12 protein-coding genes are annotated in these 16,911 nt (G+C 64.2%); 7 read left to right on the top strand and 5 right to left on the bottom strand.

Annotation, left to right across the window (positions count from 1 at the left end):
• Positions 1-91 precede the first annotated feature (91 nt).
• Positions 92-1,591, top strand: a complete 1,500-nt coding sequence (locus tag ELEN_RS13630) for a helix-turn-helix transcriptional regulator (protein WP_227110054.1) — start codon at positions 92-94, stop codon at positions 1,589-1,591.
• A 168-nt stretch (positions 1,592-1,759) separates the two neighbouring features.
• On the opposite strand, the gene ELEN_RS13625 is transcribed toward ELEN_RS13630, so the two are convergent.
• Positions 1,760-2,482, bottom strand: a complete 723-nt coding sequence (locus ELEN_RS13625) for a hypothetical protein (RefSeq protein WP_226844191.1) — start codon at positions 2,480-2,482, stop codon at positions 1,760-1,762.
• An 870-nt stretch (positions 2,483-3,352) separates the two neighbouring features.
• Here ELEN_RS13625 and recJ point away from each other — a divergent pair.
• Genes recJ through ELEN_RS13610 form a run of 3 tightly spaced genes read left to right on the top strand, consistent with a single transcriptional unit; the run spans position 3,353 to position 9,804 of the window.
• On the top strand, positions 3,353-6,721 hold the full coding sequence (gene recJ / locus ELEN_RS13620) for a single-stranded-DNA-specific exonuclease RecJ (RefSeq protein ID WP_015761375.1): 3,369 nt from the start codon (positions 3,353-3,355) through the stop codon (positions 6,719-6,721).
• Positions 6,722-6,742: 21 nt separating this feature from the next.
• A complete protein-coding gene (locus ELEN_RS13615) occupies positions 6,743-9,151 on the top strand; it encodes a RelA/SpoT family protein (RefSeq protein WP_009306831.1) in 2,409 nt (802 codons plus the stop codon).
• Positions 9,148-9,804, top strand: a complete 657-nt coding sequence (locus ELEN_RS13610; protein ID WP_009306829.1) for an MBL fold metallo-hydrolase — start codon at positions 9,148-9,150, stop codon at positions 9,802-9,804. The genes ELEN_RS13615 and ELEN_RS13610 overlap by 4 nt, the downstream gene beginning before the upstream one ends.
• A gap of 46 nt (positions 9,805-9,850) precedes the next feature.
• Here the strand turns inward: ELEN_RS13610 and ELEN_RS13605 are convergent, their stop codons facing one another.
• Positions 9,851-10,999, bottom strand: a complete 1,149-nt coding sequence (locus tag ELEN_RS13605) for a nitrate/nitrite transporter (protein ID WP_009609314.1) — start codon at positions 10,997-10,999, stop codon at positions 9,851-9,853.
• Between the two features lie 288 nt (positions 11,000-11,287).
• On the opposite strand from ELEN_RS13605, the gene ELEN_RS13600 reads away from it, so the two are divergent.
• Positions 11,288-12,340 (top strand): inorganic phosphate transporter, encoded by a 1,053-nt coding sequence (locus ELEN_RS13600; RefSeq protein WP_015761374.1) that lies wholly within the window; start codon positions 11,288-11,290, stop codon positions 12,338-12,340.
• Between the two features lie 11 nt (positions 12,341-12,351).
• A complete protein-coding gene (locus ELEN_RS13595) occupies positions 12,352-12,981 on the top strand; it encodes a DUF47 domain-containing protein (protein WP_009306822.1) in 630 nt (209 codons plus the stop codon).
• A gap of 125 nt (positions 12,982-13,106) precedes the next feature.
• On the opposite strand, the gene ELEN_RS13590 is transcribed toward ELEN_RS13595, so the two are convergent.
• Both ELEN_RS13590 and ELEN_RS13585 read right to left on the bottom strand, forming a co-directional pair.
• The gene (locus ELEN_RS13590; protein ID WP_009306820.1) at positions 13,107-14,060 is read right to left on the bottom strand and encodes a trimeric intracellular cation channel family protein; all 954 of its coding nucleotides are present in this window, start codon (positions 14,058-14,060) and stop codon (positions 13,107-13,109) included.
• A 7-nt stretch (positions 14,061-14,067) separates the two neighbouring features.
• Entirely contained in the window at positions 14,068-15,066 is a 999-nt protein-coding gene (locus tag ELEN_RS13585) for a zinc dependent phospholipase C family protein (protein WP_015761373.1), read from the bottom strand.
• 144 nt (positions 15,067-15,210) lie between these two features.
• Here ELEN_RS13585 and ELEN_RS13580 point away from each other — a divergent pair, with 144 nt between their 5' ends.
• Positions 15,211-16,437, top strand: a complete 1,227-nt coding sequence (locus ELEN_RS13580) for an MFS transporter (protein ID WP_041691673.1) — start codon at positions 15,211-15,213, stop codon at positions 16,435-16,437.
• Positions 16,438-16,522: 85 nt separating this feature from the next.
• Here ELEN_RS13580 and ELEN_RS16605 read toward each other — a convergent pair whose 3' ends face one another.
• Positions 16,523-16,651 carry a hypothetical protein gene (locus ELEN_RS16605; protein WP_009609324.1) on the bottom strand — a complete coding sequence of 43 codons (129 nt, stop codon included), beginning with the start codon at positions 16,649-16,651 and terminating at the stop codon, positions 16,523-16,525.
• Positions 16,652-16,911 lie beyond the last annotated feature (260 nt).

Here is a 16,911-nt window from a genome sequence, read left to right as displayed (position 1 = left end):
CGGCCGTCCCCGGTGCGTCTGCTAGAATGACCCTACGGCAAACGGAGGGGGACACTCGCACATGCGCGCTCCATCAGCATTGAAACCGGACGTGCCAAGCTTCGGGTACGCGACGTTTCTGTCCATCAACGCAACGTCCATCTGGGGCGGCATCTACCCCTACTTGCCTGCGTTCTGCCAGACGTCGCTCACCACCATCGTATTCTACACGGTGCAGATCGCCGTGTTCTGGTTGGCGTTCTGCGCGGCCATGGCCTTCACGTGGGCGCGTCCCGGCCTCTCCCGCGGGGCGCATGTGCTGGCGTTCTCGGCGCCGCTTGCGTTCGGGCCGCTCATGCTGGTGGGGGCCATGTACCTGGAATCGCTTGCGCTGGCGTTGGTGGTGGGCGCGGCGGCGCTCATCGGCGTGGGGTCGGCGGGCTACCTCATGAGCTGGCAGCGCGTGTTCGCCTCGCTCGACAGCGCGCGCGGCAACCTCGCGCTCATCAAGGGCACCGGGTTCTCGGCGCTGCTGTACTTCTTCCTGTGCTTCATCCCCACGGCTCTCACCGCTTACCTTATACCCCTGGTGCTGGTGCCGCTGGCGGGGCTGTGCCTGTGGATCGCCGCGCACGCGACGGACGCGCAGCAGCCCATGTTCGACGACGTGCCGCGCGAGCACGCGGTGGTGTACAAGAACGCGCTGTGCGAAAGCTTCCTGCCGGCGCTGTCGGTGGGCGCGCTCGGGTTCTGCTCGGGCGCCATCCGCTTCATCGCGGTCACGCACCAGGAGCTGCTCAGCACCATCAACATCTTCTCGATGTCCGCGCTGCTGGCTGTGGTGGCCGTGTTTTACGGGGCATGGAGGCGGCGCACCATCCACGTGGACCTCATGAGCGTGTTCCGCGTGCTGTTTCCCATCGCGGCGACGTGCCTCATCGTGCTGCCGTTCGCGGGAGGCGAGTTCACCACGGTGGGAAGCGGCGTGACGTACGCGTGCTTCATGCTGGCGTGCGTGCTCATGATGATGCATTGCGGCCAGATCTCGCGCGATAGCGGCATCAACCCGGTGTTCATCTTCGCGTTCTACGGCACCATCACCTACTTCATGCAGATGTGCGGCTACCTGGTGGGCTACGCCTCGGGCAGTGCGGCGGCGCTTGGCGTGGAGCAGCTGTCGTTCGTGGCGTTGGTGGCCCTGTACGTGATGCTGCTGATCGCGCTGGTGGGGCGCAAGGTGGGCAAGCTGCACACGAACCGCCTGGAGTTCCTCATGCTCACGCCGAAGGCGCCGCAGAAGGAGACGTCGGCCGAGATCGCCGTGACGCAGGCGGTGCGCTCCCGCGACGTGGCAGCGCCGGCCGGCGCTGCCACGGGGCCGCAGCTTGCCGATCGCGTGTCGAAGCGCTGCAAGCGCCTGAGCGAGCTGTACGGTCTGTCCAGCCGCGAGGCCGAGGTCATGGAGTTGCTCGTGCGCGGCTACTCGGGCCCGGCCATCGCCGAGATGCTGTTCATTTCCGAGAACACCATGCGGACCCACTCGAAGCGCATCTACGCCAAGCTCGACATCCACAAGAAGCAGGAGCTGCTGGTCCTGATCGACCAGATGTAGGGGAAGCGCGACGTCCGAGCTGGGAGGATGCTTGCTTCGTGGGCGCAAATGGCTTCCCATGGCAATTTTGGTGGCGGTTGGCGCGTCGCTTCGGCTTCGTTGCGAAACGCGACCAGGCCTTTTGCCGACGGCGCGTCGGGCGAGCGCGCTTTAAGCGTCCGATTATTGTCATGGGTGCCGTTTTGCGCCCAGCATTTCCGGTCGCGTGGTGCCAAGCAGCTGAGATCGTAGTCTGATCTGCTTGAGTTCCCAATCGTGCGCTCGGGAGCGACATCTCGTTCCCAGCCGTTTCGCCATCGCATGGGCGACCTTGTCCATTTCCGACCTCGTGTGCAGTTGGTCGCTTGAAACGGTGATGACGAGGATGCCCGCGTACGCCAACGCGGTTCTGCGAGCCGAGTCCTTCTCCTGCTCGGCCTCCCCTGCATGGTGCAGCCGGCTGTCGTACTCGACATCGAGTTTCGCGTCGGGCCAGAACAGGTCGCAGCGGCATATTCGGCCCACGTCCCGTCCGCGCGCGTTCTCCGAGATGCGCACAGGGTGGTTCAGCGTTGCCGGGGGAAACCCGTAGCCGCCGAGGCGTCCCGGAAAGCTGCTGAGCATGGAAAGCTGCGATTCTTTGGGCGATTCCGAATTCTGGAGTATGTGCGGAACGGCTTTTCTCGCCGCGCCGACGCCGTTGACATCTTGCGTGCGGGAGAGGAGCGACTGCAGCTTCGGCACGGAGGTCAGGGGGAGCTGGTCGGGTGCCATGTTGCCGTCTGGCAGGGCAGGCAGCCGGTATCGTCCGCAGAACTCGTAGCCCGTTTCGACGAGGTTCGCTAAAGCGGCCGTGCGGGCTTCGAGCAGCAGGCACAGTTCGGGCGAGGCGACGAACACCCCGTCGCCCACGTTGACGAAAGCCGATGAGGGAATCCTTCGGTCGAACACGCTGCAGGTTATGCGTGCAGTGCGCACGCGTGAAAGCGCGTTGGGGACGATAAAGTGCGCGGGGTTCGCGTGTTGCGCGAGCCCGATGCGCTCGAGCCGTTCCAAATCGCCTGCGCTCGGCTTGGCTACGTCAGGCGAATCCGAGCGAAAGCTCCGAGGCTCGCCGCGGCGAGCGAGCAGCGCGCGCGTTTGGGAATGCGAGCGCTTGGCGCGCCAGAACTCCATCGACGAGGTATGTCCGAGAACGATTTCCATGCGTCCAGCGTACCATGGCAAGCCGGGTAATGGAAGAGCAAAAATGATGTTTGATCAGGCGTTATACGTTAGATTCACGTGAGAAGCGCGCTAGATCGGCGCTAGATCCGCGTGGAATTTCCGTTAGATTCGCGCTAGGGCCGTGCGAGGTTTCCGCTAGATCGGCGCGCCGCTCGCCCAGGCGCCTGCATGCCGTCATGCGGGCGATTCGATTGGAGCGCCCCGGTGTTCGTGGGCGCAAAAGGCCACCCATGGCAATTCTGATGGCGATTTTACCGAAGGACGGGCATGCGGGTTGTTCACCACCTGGGGTTTTGCTAGCTGTAGGCGTTGAAGCGTCGAAGAATCGCGCTGGAAATTGTCATGGGTGCCGTTTTGCGCCCACAACGGCGAAGTATGGTCGGCGGGGGTCGCGGAGATGTGCGTTCGCAGCGGGATCGCGGGATCCTGGGGTTGGGATGCGGGATCGCGGGATCCCGCCCGCGCCGCCCGCTCCTTTGCCGGTGACTTCGCCGTGCGATTGTGGGACAATGGGACGTGAACTATTCGAATTCGCGCATGTGAGGTATGAGAGCCATGTCTGCCCAGTTCAAGATCAAAGCGGCCGACCCCGCGTCCGTCGTGCGCCTGGAGCGCGAACTCGGTCTGCCCCGCTTCATCGCAGCGACGCTGGTCGCCCGCGGCATCGACAACCCCGCTGCGGTTCACCGTTTCCTCGCGCCGTCGCTCGAGCGCGACTGGCTGGACCCCTACATCATCCCCGGCCTGTCCGACGTGGCCGATGCCCTGGAAGCCGCCGTCAAGCGCGGCGACCACATCCTCGTGTTCGGCGACTTCGATCTCGACGGCATCTCGGCCACCACCGTGCTCACCCGCGGTTTGCGCGCCCTCGGCGCGCAGGCCACGCCGTTCATCCCGCTGCGCTTCGAAGAGGGCTACGCGCTGTCGCAGGCCGCCATCACGCGCGCGTGCTCGTTCGGCCCCGACTTCATCGTCACGGTGGACTGCGGCATCGCCTGCAAGGCGGAGGCCGCGGCCGTGGTGGAGGCGGGTCTGGGCCTGGCTATCACCGACCACCACGAGCCGGTGGACCTTGTGCCTGAAGGCGTGCCCGTGGCCGATCCGAAGTGCGACGCGAACTGCCCCAGCTCCATCCTGGCGGGCGTGGGCGTGGCCCTGAAGCTGGTGCAGGTGCTGGGCGGCCGTCTGGGCCAGCCGCACCTATGGCGCGACTTCACCGACTTCGCCACGCTGGGCACGGTGGCCGACCTCATGCCCATGCGCGACGAGAACCGCGCCCTCGTGTCCGACGGCATCGCGCGCATGAACGCCGCGCCGCGCCCGTGCATCGCCGCGCTGCTGGCCACCAGCGGCGCGGCCGACAAGCCCGTCAGCGCCACGAACCTCAGCTTCTCCGTCATCCCGCGCCTCAACGCCGCCGGCCGCATGGGCGACGCGCAGCTGGCGCTCGACCTGCTGATGACCGACGACTTCGAGGAGGCGAACCGCCTGGCCACGAAGCTGGAATCGGTGAACGATCAGCGCCGCGCCATCGAAGCCGAGCTGTCCGAGATCGCGAAGGCGCAGGCCGCCGAGATCTACCACGGCCAGCGCGCGCTGGTGGTGTCGGGCGAGAGCTGGCACGAGGGCGTGAAGGGCATCGTGGCAAGCCGCCTGGTGAACACGTACGGCGTGCCCAGCCTGCTGTTCACCATCGACGGCGACGAAGCGCGCGGCAGCGGCCGCAGCGTGGGCCAGGTCAGCCTGTTCTCGGCTGTGGAAAGCGCATCCGACCTGCTCACGCGCTTCGGCGGGCACGATGCGGCCGTGGGCGTCACGCTGCCGGCCGACAAGCTGCCGGAGTTCGAGCGGCGCCTGTGCGCCTACATGGACGCGCTGCCCGAGGGCGCGTTCCATCCGCTCGTGGAAATCGACTCGTGCGTCAGCCTCGATGAGCTGACGCTGGACAACGTGGCGCAACTGGACAAGCTGGCGCCGTTCGGCCAGGAGCATCCCGTGCCCGTGTACCTGGCGCGCGACGTGATGCTGGCGAACTGCCGCGCGGTGGGCGCCGAGAAGAACCACTTCTCGTGCTCGCTGTCCGACGGGCGCGCCACGGTGTCGGGCATCATGTTCCACTGCTCGGACATCGAATCGCTCATGCGCACCGACAGCGTGGTGAACGCCGCGTTCGAGGTGCAGATCGACGAATGGCGCGGCCGCAAGTCGGTGAAGGCCATGCTGCAGTCGCTGGCTCCCGCGCGCACCTGCGGCGCCCTGGAGGCCTGCCTCAACCCCGAGAACCTCAGCTTCGTGGCCGACCTGTACGCCACGAGCGACGCCGAGCTGTGCGCGAACGCGCCGCATCGCCCCGAGGACGTGGAGGCCTACGAGGCGGCCCGCGCGGCGAACCGCGCCTGCTGGGAGCGCAAGGCCGCGGAAGACCCCGCGGCGCTCGAGCAGGCCGTCGTGCGCGCCATCATCGGCGACAAGCCGCTGCACGACGCGCAGCGCGAGATCCTCGCGCATCTGCGCGCCGGGCGCTCCACGCTGGGCATCATGGCCACGGGGCGCGGCAAATCGCTGACCTTCCAGGTGCACGCCGCCGAGCGCGCGCTGGCGAACCACGAGGCCAGCCTGTTCGTGTACCCGCTGCGCGCGCTGATCGCCGATCAGGCGTTCCACCTGCGCGAGGCGCTGGACGCGTTCGGTATCGGCGTGATCACGCTGACGGGCGAGAGCACGCCCGACGAGCGCCGCCAGGGCTTCGCGGGCCTGGCCGACGGCACCTACGACATCGTGCTGACCACGCCCGAGTTCCTTGCGTGGCACGCTGACGAGTTCGCGGCCGCGGGCCGCGTGCGCTTCGTCGTGGTGGACGAGGCGCACCATATCGGCCTGGCGAAGGCGGGCCAGCGCGTGGCCTACGCCACCATCGGCGCCGCCATTGCGAAGCTGGCTGGGCCCGGCGGCGAGGCTCCCGCGGTGCTGGCGCTTACGGCCACGGCCGACGACGAGGTGGCGGCCGCCATCAAGCGCGAGCTGCCGGTGGACGCCTGCGTGTACGACCCGGCTTCGCGTCCCAACCTCGAGGTGGACGACCAGCGCAACCTCAAGAACCGCGACGACTACCTGGCGAATCTCATCGCGTCGGGCGGCAAGACGGTCATCTACGTGAACTCGCGCGAGCAGTCGGTTGCCGTGGCGCGCGCTCTGCGCAAGCGGGTGCCCCAGCTGGCGCCGCTCATCGGCTTCTACAACGCGGGCCTCGCACGCGCCGAGCGCAAGCGCATCGAAGAGCTGTTCCGCACCGACGCGCTGTCGGTGCTGGTGGCCACGTCCGCTTTCGGCGAGGGCGTGGACATCCCCAACATCCGCCACGTGGTGCTGTACCACCTGCCGTTCAACGAGATCGAGTTCAACCAGATGAGCGGCCGGGCGGGCCGCGACGGCAAGCCCGCGGGCATCCACCTACTGTTCAACCGCGGCGACTGCTCGCTCAACGAGCGCATCCTGCGCGACATGACGCCCGACCACGACTGCCTGGCCCAGGTGTACCGCCGCCTGCGCAGTCTGCAGCGAGAGATGGGCGAGTGCTTCTTCACCATGGGCAACGCCGATCTGGCCGCGGCGGCCAGCACCGATGCATTCCCTATCAGCCCCGCCTCGGCAGCGTGCGGCGTGGCGGTGTTTCGCGAGCTCGGGCTTATCGAGACGCACACCGCGTTCGGCGCCGACGGCATGGCGCGCTCCATCCACGTGGTGGAGACGCAGGACAAGGTGGAGTTGACGGACAGCGTACGCTACCGTGAAGGTTTGGGGGAGCGCGAGGTGTTCCACGCGTTCCGGGACTGGGCGATGAAGAGCGATTCTGCTACCCTCCATATACGCGTGTCGCGGCCCATTTTGCCGGGTGACGCGGCAGGCGACGCGCGCGAGCGCTAGGGCATAGGGAGGACGACCAAAATGGGCAAGAGCAACCATGAGGAGCTGCTGGGCGGCGCGCCCGAGGCGACGTCGAACAAGCAGACCGTGGAGGACAACCTGCTGGGCCGGCCGCACGTGGCCGAGAAATCGTTCGCGCCCGAAGCCAAGAAGGACGCCCTCGCGCCGAAGACTCCCGAGGAGCGATTCGCCGAGCTGCAGCGCCTGACCTCGGTGTACCTGTCCGAGGACGACGAGGCCATGCTGGCGAAGGCCTTCCGATTCGCAAGCGAGGCGCACGAGGGCCAGTGCCGCAAAAGCGGCGAGCCGTTCGTGGCACATCCCGTGGAGGTGGCCATCATCCTGGCCGACTTGCGCATGGACGTGGAAACGCTGTGTGCAGCGCTGCTGCACGACACCGTGGAGGACACCAGCGTGACGCGCGACCAGGTGGAAGCGGAGTTCAATCCCCAGGTGGCACAGCTGGTGGAGGGCGTGACGAAGATCACGCGCATCGAGGTGGAAAGCCTCACCGACGAGCAGGCCGCCACCATCCGCAAGATGTTCGTAGCCATGAGCAAGGACATCCGCGTCATCGTCATCAAGCTGGCCGACCGCCTGCACAACATGCGCACGCTGGGCGCGCTGCGTGAAGACCGCCGCATCTTCAAGGCGCGCGAGACGCTGGAGATTTACGCGCCCATCGCGCACCGTCTCGGCATCAACAACATCAAGTGGGAGCTCGAGGACCTGTCGTTCTACTATCTGGAACCGAACAAGTTCAAGCAGATCAGCCGCATGGTGACTGAAAGCCGCTCTGAGCGCGAGGGCTATCTCGACCAGATCATCTCCATCTTGCACGACGAGATGGAAAAGGTGAACATCCAGGCGCAGATCATGGGCCGCCCGAAGCACCTCTACTCCATCTACCAGAAGATGACGAAGAAGGGCAAGGGCTTTTCGGAGATATACGACCTCATCGCCGTGCGCGTTATCGTGAAGTCGGTGAAGGACTGCTACTCGGCTCTGGGCGCGGTGCACACGCTGTGGCATCCGATGCCCGGCCGTTTCAAAGATTACATCGCCATGCCGAAGTTCAACATGTACCAGAGCCTGCACACCACGGTCATCGGGCCGGCGGGCCGTCCGCTGGAGGTCCAGATCCGCACCGAAGACATGCACCGGCAAAGCGAGTACGGCGTGGCGGCGCACTGGCGCTACAAGGAGAAGGGCGGCAAGAGCGGCGACGCGCTGGACCAGCAGCTGGCGTGGCTGCGCCAGATGGTGGACTGGCAGGACGAGTCGCAGGATTCGCGCGAGTTCCTGAAGGACCTGAAAGTGGATCTCGCGCCCACCGAGGTGTTCGTGTTCACGCCGAAAGGCGAGGTCATGAGCCTGCGCGCTGGTTCGACGCCGGTCGATTTCGCCTACGCCATCCACACCGAGGTGGGCAACCACTGCGTGGGCGCGAAGGTGAACGGCGCCATCGTGCCGCTGACCTACGAGCTGCAGCTGGGCGACCGCGTGGACATCCTCACGCAGAAAAGCGCCAGCCCTTCGCGCGACTGGCTGGGCATCGTGAAAACGCCCAGCGCGCGCAGCAAGATCCGCTCGTACTTCAGCAAGGTCAGCCGCAGCGACGATTTGCAATTCGGCCGCGACAAGCTGACCCGCGAGATGCGCAAGCACGGTCTGGGCATATCCAGCGCCCAGTCGATGCGCGCCCTCAAGTCGGTGGCCGACCACATGGGCTACAAGGACGCCGACGACATGCTCGTGCACATCGGCACCGGCAAGGAAAGCGCCCAGCACGTGGCGAACCGTCTGCTGAAGATCCTCGTGGACAAGGGCCACGAGGCCGAGACCGCCATGGACTACGTGGCAGGCGACATGTCCACCGGCAAGATGCCGCCGATGCTGACCAGCGTGAAGGCGCCGAAGAAGCACGAGGCGCACACGTCGAACGGCGTGGTGGTGAAGGGCGTGGACGACGTGCTGGTGCGCCTGTCGCGGTGCTGCAACCCGGTGCCGGGCGACGAGATTCTCGGCTTCGTGACGCGCGGCCGCGGCGTGTCGGTGCACCGCGCCGACTGCCCGAACGCTCAGGATCTCAAGCAAACCCCCGAGCGTATCATCGAGGTGGCCTGGGAGAACGATCTGCCGAAGAACACGTCGTTCAAGGTGGAGGTGTTCTTGGACGCGCTCGACCGCATGAACCTGCTGCGCGACGTGGCCATCATCCTGTCGGAGCAAGGGGCGAACGTGCTGTCCAGCTCCACCACGTCGCATCGCGACGGCATGGTGGAGATGCGGTTTTTGTTCCAGGTGTCCGATATCAACCATATCGATATCGTACTGAGCAAACTGCGCGGCATCGAAGGAGTGTTCGACGCGCGCCGCATGGTTCCCAAGGCCGGCGGCGGCAAGAAAAAGACTAGGAGCGACGCATGACCAATAAGGTGAAGGGCACGTGCGTGCCCGTCGAGTACCTCGTGCTCGGCATGCTGGAGAACAACGTGTACATCATTTCCGACGGCAAGGCCACCATCGTGGTGGATCCCACGTGCAAGCCCGACGAGATCATCAAGGCGGCGGGGGGCTCGGTCGACGCCATCATCCTCACGCATCGCCATTCGGACCACGTGGGCGCTGCGAAGGAGCTGCGCGACAAGACCGGCGCCACGGTCATCGCCTCGGCCATCGACGCGCCCATCATTTCGGGCGAGAAGAAGCTGCCGCGCGACGACATGCGCTTCACGCCGTGCCCGGTGGATCATGTAGTGAACGACGGCGACATTCTCAAGATCGGCGACATGCCGTGGAAGGTGATCCTGACGCCGGGTCACACCGAGGGCGGTATCTGCCTGTTCATCGACCCGCGCTTCGGCACGAACCCTGAAGGCGCGCCGGTGCTGATTTCGGGCGACACGCTGTTCTGCGGCTCCATTGGCCGTACGGATTTCCAGGGAGGCGACATGAACGCTATGCGCCGCTCGCTGAAGCGCCTGGCCGTGCTGCCCGACGAGACGGTGGTCCTGCCCGGCCACAACAGCACCACCAAGATCGGCAACGAACGCAAAAGGGTGTTCGCTTACTACGCGTAGGGGGTCGCGGCTTACGCTCAGGAGACGGATTGCGCGCTCCGTGCCCTCAGGATGACCGAGTCTTCCTCCTCATGACCAGCGAAATCGCCAGGCAGGCGAGGGCGAAGGCGCCGAAGGCGGCAAATCCGGGGACGCTCGTGCTGAACAGCAGCGTCGATGCCGACAGCACGAGCGGCGGAAAGAAGCCGCCCAGGCCGCCCATCATGGCCACGATGCCGTTGGCAATCCCGGCTTGCTTCGTGAAGTACGCAGGCACCAACTTGAACACCACGCCGTTGCCGATGCCGCATGCGATGCTGACCAGATAGATGCCCGCCAGGTACACGGGCAGCCCCGGTGCCGTGGCCAGCACCGCGGCGCCTGCGGCGAGGCCTGCGAACACGAGGGCCAGCAGCCGATAACAGTCGAACCGGTCGCCCAGCCAGCCGCCCAGCACGCGGATGGCGGCCGCCGCCACGATAAACACCGAGGTGGCCACGCCTGCCGACACGCCGTCCATCCCGTAGTGCGACGTGAGAAAGTTCGGCAGGTACACGGTCAAGGCTACGAAAGCGCCGAATGTCACGAAGTAGAACAGCGACAGGAACCACAGGCGCGCGTCGCTCCAGACGGCGCGCAGCTGCTCCATGACCGGCGTCTTCACACGCGGTTCGTCGCGATCGCCCAGCACGAAGTTCAGCACGATGAACGCCGCCAGCAGCACGAGGTACAGCTTGACGGCCATGCGCCAACCGAAGGCAACCGCGGCCACGGGCGCCAACCAGGTGGTCAGCGCCGTTCCCATATTGCCGAAGCCGTATACCCCGTTCACGAAGCCGTGGCGCTCCTTCGGGTAGTACTTCGGCAGCGAGGTGACGCCCACCGAGAACACTGCGCCGGCGATGCCCAGAAACGTCCCGCCTATGAGCAATCCCTGATACGTGGTGGCCTCGCTCAAAAACCATACGGGCACCACGAGCACGATGAAGCTGGCCAGGAACACGGCACGAGCGCCGAACAGGTTCGCACAGTAGCCGAAGGGTACGCGCAGCACCGATCCCAACACCACGGGAATGGCGGTGACGAGGGCTATCTGGTCGGGAGGGATATAGACGTCCTGCTTGATGTACGGAAGCAGCGACGACAGGATGACCCACACCATGAATCCGGCGATCAGATCCGCGGTCTGCAAGGGCAGCTGGAAGCGCCTTCTCATTTCGATTTCCTCCCCCCAGGCGTCGTCGAGCCGTGCTTGCGACGCGGCGACGCGGAAACCTCTTCTTGCGTAACGGTTACTTTATCACGTATCGATAGAGCGGGGGTTAACTCCTACCGATTGCAGGGGTTTTACCCGTAGGCGGTGCCGGGGCGTGACTTTACCTGTATTTTGCCGTTTCGCCCGTAATCCAACGTGAAAAGAGAAAAGAGCCCCTTTCGCTTTGTTAGATTTACGTTAAACTGGGGAATGCTGAACCTTTTTGCTGTTGTTGTCGAGAGGGATTTCGTGACCATAGAGTGGGCTTCGTTCATCGCTGGGCTCGCGTCCAACCCGATCCTCGTGGTTGTGACCCTGCTCAACATCGGCGTCATCGTCGTGAATGGGGCGACGGACGCTCCGAACGCGATCGCAACCGTCGTATCGACAAGGGCTATGAAGCCGAAGCCCGCCATCGTCATGGCGGCTGTCTGCAACTTCCTGGGGCTGCTGGTGGTTTCTCTGTTTACCGCCGCCGTCGCACACACCATATTCAATATGGTCGATTTCGGAGGCGACTCCCAGCAGTCGCTCATCGCTCTCATGGCCGCCATGGTGGCCATCATCGTGTGGGGCACCGTGGCCTGGTATTTCGGCATTCCCACCAGCCAAAGCCATTCGCTGATCGCCGGCCTCACGGGCGCGGCCATCGCGCTGCAGGGCAGCTTCGACGCCATCAACGGCGCGGAGTGGATCAAGGTGGTGTACGGCATTCTTTTGTCCACGCTGCTGGGCTTCTTTCTGGGTTGGCTGAACTCCAAGGCGCTTGGACGCGTCTGCCGCAACATGGATCGCAAGAAGACTTCGCGCTTCTTCCGTTGGGCTCAGGTGGCCTCGGGCGCGGGCGTGGCGTTCATGCACGGCGCGCAGGACGGCCAGAAATTCATGAGCATCTTCGTGCTGGCCATCACGTTGGCCACGGGCGTGGGGCAGGCCGATCAAATGATCCTGCCCATCTGGCTCATGTTCTTCTGCGCGCTCAACATGGGGTTGGGCACCGCCGTCGGCGGCGAGCGCATCATAAAAAGCGTCGGCCTGGATATGGTGAAGCTCGAGCCGTTCCAAGGATTCGCCGCCAGCGTGGCAACGTTTTTCTGCCTTATGCTCTCCACCTTCGCCGGCTTGCCGGTTTCCACGACGCACACGAATACGACCGCCATCATGGGCGTGGGCGCAGCGAAGCGGAAAAGCGCGGTGAAGTGGGGAATTGCAATCGATATGGTGAAAACGTGGGTGCTGACGTTTCCGGGGTGCGGTCTGCTCGGATTCGCGTTCGCCCACCTGTTCTTAATGTTCTCGTAAAGGAGGACCCTGTGGGCAAGAGGGACAAGTTCGATTATTTCGATGCGTTCGAGAAACAGACGGAAGTTGCCGTTCAGGAAGCCGAGCTGCTGATCGAGGCCATCGAAAGCTTCACCGAGGCGGAGCATCTCAAAGAGGTCATGGAGCGCGCGCACGAGCTGGAGCACAAGGGCGACGAGATCAACCACGCCATCTTCAAGACGGTTGCTACCGATTTCATCACGCCTATCGAGCGCGAGGACATCATCAACATGTCCCAGTACCTCGACAACATCATCGACTACATCGAAGACGTCATGCAACGCTTCTACATGTACGACGTGCATTTCATCCATCATGATGCGCTGGAGTTCGCGCACCTCATCAAGAAGAGCTGCGTGGCGCTGGACAAGGCCATGGAGGATTTCCGCAATTTCAAGAAGTCCAAGATGTTCAAGCAGCTCATCATCGACGTGAACGATTACGAGGAAGAGGCCGATCAGCTGTACATGACGGTCATTCGCAAACTGCATACGCACGACCGCGAGAACCCCATGCGCGTGCTGGTGTGGTCGCAGATATTCGACCGCATGGAGAAGTGCTGCGACTCGTGCGAGCACGCCGCCGACACGATGAACTCCATCCTGCTGAAGAACGTGTAACCGAAGGAAAGCGTGTCGAAGGGACGGGGGGTTTGACACGCTTTTTCCCGTTTTGCGAGGCGCGGTGTCGCGAGCGTGTCAGATCCCCCGTCCTTTCGACACGCGCTGGACACGGTGGCTTGGTTTTAGCTTCTTGGCTCGAAGGGGTCGCGAGGTTTCTCTTCCTCGCCGCCCATGATGCGGTGGAGCTCCTCGCGGTCCACGATGATGCGGTCGCTGGGGTCGCTGGCTGCGGCGGTGCCGGCCGACGATCTGGCCGCTTGCGAGTCGGATGCGGCAAGCTTGTCGTCCTTGCTGCGCTCGGCCACGTACTCGCCGTTCATGCGCGCCCAGAACGCACGCAGCTTCTCGTAACCGTGCCGCTCCTTGTCGCGCTCCACCTTGCCCTTGGGCGGCCGCACGCGATTCGCCACCGAGCGTACCGGCTTCGATACCGCGCGGGTCACCACGTCGGAGTAGTCGCGCGGCGGCTTCGTGCGCCAGCCGAAGAACAGCGACGCGTAGCGCAGCCCCAGCACCAGCACCACGCAGGACAGCGCGGCGTAGTTGTCCAGGATGTGGTTCTGGCTCATCAACGCGTACACGATGCAGCCCACCAGCGCGGCGCTGCCGTACAGTGCGCCGGCCTGGAACGCCTCGGGCTCGCGGTTCATGCAGATGTCGCGCAGGATGCCGCCGCCCACGGCGGTGATGGTGCCCAGGATGATGGACGGGATGATGTCGAGCCCCGCCGACAGGCTCTTGCTCACGCTGATCACGGCCCACAGCGCTACCGACAGGTTGTCCAGCAAGTCGACGATGGGGTCGAGATAGGTGGCCAGCTTACCGAAGTAGAACACCACCACGCCCGCGATGGCGCAGGCGATGATCAGCGTAGGCTTCTGGAACGCGTAGATACCGTAGTTCTGCAGCAGGATGTCGCGCATGATGCCGCCGGCCAAACCGGTGATAATGGCGATGCACGCCACGCCGAATATATCGTAGCGTGCGCGCACTGCGCTCATGGCGCCGGACAAACCGCCGGTCAGCGCAGCGGCAAGCTCCAGCCAGAAGGGGATGGTGAGGGCGACGTCCAGCATGGGGCGCTTACGCTTCGTCGGCGGGCTGCGGCTGCGCGTCGGCAGCGCCGTCCTCGACCGACACCACGAGCGCCACAACGGGTTCGCCCGAGAAGTCTCGCTCGTTGGTGATGGCGCGCGCTGCTGCGAGATCGAATCCGTCCTCGTCGAATGCGAACAGGTTGTCTTGCGCTTTTCCCAGCGCCTCGCCGAAGAGATCCCAGAAGCTTGCGGTGCTCATGTCTCCCGTGAACGGGTTCTCCCACGTCTCGCGGGCACGGTTGTCGAACTGGCTTTCGATAAGCGCGACGGGGCGGTGGCTCATCGACTTGTAGAACGAGAAGGGGCGCAGCAGTTCTTCGACGCGCCCGAAGAGGGCGCGCTTGCGGCCGGAGGGCGAGTAGAACACGCGCTGCGCCACGCGGAAGTCCTTGACGGCCGTCTCGAACAGGTCGGCGGGGACGATCTCGCCGTACACGGTGAGGGCGACGTAGGCGTACATCTTCGAGATGACGTGCAGCGTGAAGTTGCTGGCGTTGAGGATTTCGGCGGAGGGGTTGAACGTGGCGATGGTCTCGCCGCGCTTCTCAAACAGAACGAGTTCGTCCAGTTCGCTCTCGATCGTGCCGTGCACTTCGCTTCCGTCGGCGCGCGTCAGGCCTGGAACGCCGGCGTCGCACAACCGGTACTCGTGGAAGTACACGAACGGGTGCATCGTGGAGTCCAGCGTGTAGTGGCAGAGGAAACCCAACGCATAGGCGCGACCTACTTCACGCTCGGCGCTGTTGAGGATGCCGAGGGAGTTTTTGAGCGCGGTTAGAAGCTCGCTGGGCTTTTTATTGTGCATAGTCGAGCCCAGTCGGTTGTGCGCGCGCAACTGCGGACTGAGCACCAGGTAAAACAGAGGGTCGGGGCCTTGGTTGCCCAACAGGAAGGCGTCGGCTTCGTCGCGCGAGCCGCCTATGAAGGTGTACAGGCGGTCGTAGACGTCGCGCCCGAAGAAGTCGTGGGTGATGAGTGCGGGCATGGGGATGACGCTCCGTTCTGACTTGAATTTTACCGGTGACGCTACGCGCTATCATATACAATGAGCGGGGACTTGTTAACCTTCGGTTTCGCACTTGTGAAGAAGGAATCCCAAGTTGACGCAAACGAGACGAGAGGCAAGGCCATGGCAGGCAAGCTGACCAAGCAGGAGAAAAGCTGGATCCTCTACGATGTGGGCAATTCGGCCTTCGTGCTGCTTGCGACGGCGCTGATCCCCGTGTATTTCAAGACGCTGGCCGAACCGGGTTCGTCGGTTGTGGTGGCGTGGGGCTATGCCGAGACGGTGGCGTCGCTTCTGCTGGCGCTGCTCATGCCGGTTCTGGGCAGCCTGGCCGACCTCAAGGGCAACAAGAAGAAGTTCTTCATCGGAACCGTGGGCACGGGCGCCATCGCCTTGGCGGCGCTGGGCATCCCGTCGGCTGCGCTGGCTTTCCTCGTGATCTACGTCGTCGCGTCCATCATGCTGAACGGCTCGATGGTGTTCTACGATGCGTTCCTCGTGGACGCCACCACCGACGAGCGTTACGACGAGGTGTCGTCGCAGGGTTACGCCTGGGGCTATATCGGCTCGTGCGTGCCGTTCATCCTGTGCCTGATCGTGGTGTTGGCAGGGCCCAGCGTGGGCATCCCTATGGACATCGGGATGAAGATCGCGTTTCTGATCACGGCCGTTTGGTGGGTGGCGTTCAGCGTGCCCCTTATCCGCGATGTGCATCAGACGCACTACAAGGAACGTGCTCCTCGCTTGATCCGCGACACGTTCGCCGGCCTCTTCCGCACGCTGAAACGTATTTGGAAGGATCGTCGCCTGCGCTACTTCATGCTAGCGTTCTTTTGCTACATCGACGGCGTGCACACCATTATAAAGATGTCCACAAGCTACGGCACCGACCTCGGCATCGATGCGACGCAGCTGGTTTTGGCGCTGTTGGTGACGCAGTTCGTGGCGTTCCCGTCGGCCATCGCCTACGGGCGTCTGTCCACAAGATTCGGCACGAAGCGCATGCTGCTGGTAGCTATCGGCGCGTACTTCTGCATCACGCTGTTCGCGGCGTTCTTCCTGCGCGAGGCCGCGGAGTTCTGGATGCTGGCCATCTGCGTGGGGTTGTTCCAGGGCGGCATCCAGGCGCTGTCGCGCAGCGAGTTCGGCAAGCTCATTCCGAAGGAGCACGCCAACGAGTACTACGGCTTCTTCGACATCTTCGGCAAGTACGCTGCCGTCATGGGCACGTTCCTGGTCAGCTTCTTCACCCAGCTGTCGGGCAACTCGTCGTTGGGCGTGCTGTCCATCGCCGTGCTGTTCGTGCTGGGCTTCGTGCTGCTGTGGAGGATGCCTGAAAAGCAGGAGTAGAGCGCGCGGCGCGCGGGTTCGCGCAGCATGCGGCGCGCGGGTTTTACGGCCTCCGCGGCGCGGGCGGCTGGTCGCCGGTTGGGGCTCAGCGGGTGCGGCTGATCGGATACATGGTGCGGCTGCTCTCCGAGAACAGACAGGCCACCAGCACGAATGCTCCTATGATGACGGTTGCGCCGACGGCTTTGCAGGCGATGCTCAACGGTTTGCTCATGGCGATCTCCTCGTATCGTGCGTTCACGGGTTCAACTATACCGTGAGCGCATGACGGACACCTTGACCGCCGCTTACACTCAGCTTACGTCTTCGTAAGACGAGGGTTCCCGGCAAAGCGCAGGTGTGAGGTCGCGTGGGGAAGCGACGTTTCCGCCCTCTGTCGAAAGGATTCCCGTTCAGGTGCCTCTCGCTCGGGGCGGTTGCGGACTGTGTGCGGAGCTGGGCGCAAAGCGGCACCCATGGCAAAGTTTGCCGTCA

The sequence above is a fragment of the Eggerthella lenta DSM 2243 genome (assembly GCF_000024265.1).
In the GTDB taxonomy this organism is placed as follows: domain Bacteria; phylum Actinomycetota; class Coriobacteriia; order Coriobacteriales; family Eggerthellaceae; genus Eggerthella; species Eggerthella lenta.
The sequence above is the reverse complement of the archived record's forward strand: the minus strand, read 5'-3'. Positions and strand labels throughout refer to the sequence as shown.

Coding starts and splice junctions, on each gene's coding strand:
- recJ (WP_015761375.1), top strand. CDS start 3,353: ATGTCTGCCCAGTTCAAGATCAAAGCGGCCGACCCCGCGTCCGTCGTG.
- ELEN_RS13615 (WP_009306831.1), top strand. CDS start 6,743: ATGGGCAAGAGCAACCATGAGGAGCTGCTGGGCGGCGCGCCCGAGGCG.
- ELEN_RS13610 (WP_009306829.1), top strand. CDS start 9,148: ATGACCAATAAGGTGAAGGGCACGTGCGTGCCCGTCGAGTACCTCGTG.
- ELEN_RS13605 (WP_009609314.1), bottom strand. CDS start 10,999: ATGAGAAGGCGCTTCCAGCTGCCCTTGCAGACCGCGGATCTGATCGCC.
- ELEN_RS13590 (WP_009306820.1), bottom strand. CDS start 14,060: ATGCTGGACGTCGCCCTCACCATCCCCTTCTGGCTGGAGCTTGCCGCT.
- ELEN_RS13585 (WP_015761373.1), bottom strand. CDS start 15,066: ATGCCCGCACTCATCACCCACGACTTCTTCGGGCGCGACGTCTACGAC.
- ELEN_RS13580 (WP_041691673.1), top strand. CDS start 15,211: ATGGCAGGCAAGCTGACCAAGCAGGAGAAAAGCTGGATCCTCTACGAT.
- ELEN_RS16605 (WP_009609324.1), bottom strand. CDS start 16,651: ATGAGCAAACCGTTGAGCATCGCCTGCAAAGCCGTCGGCGCAACCGTC.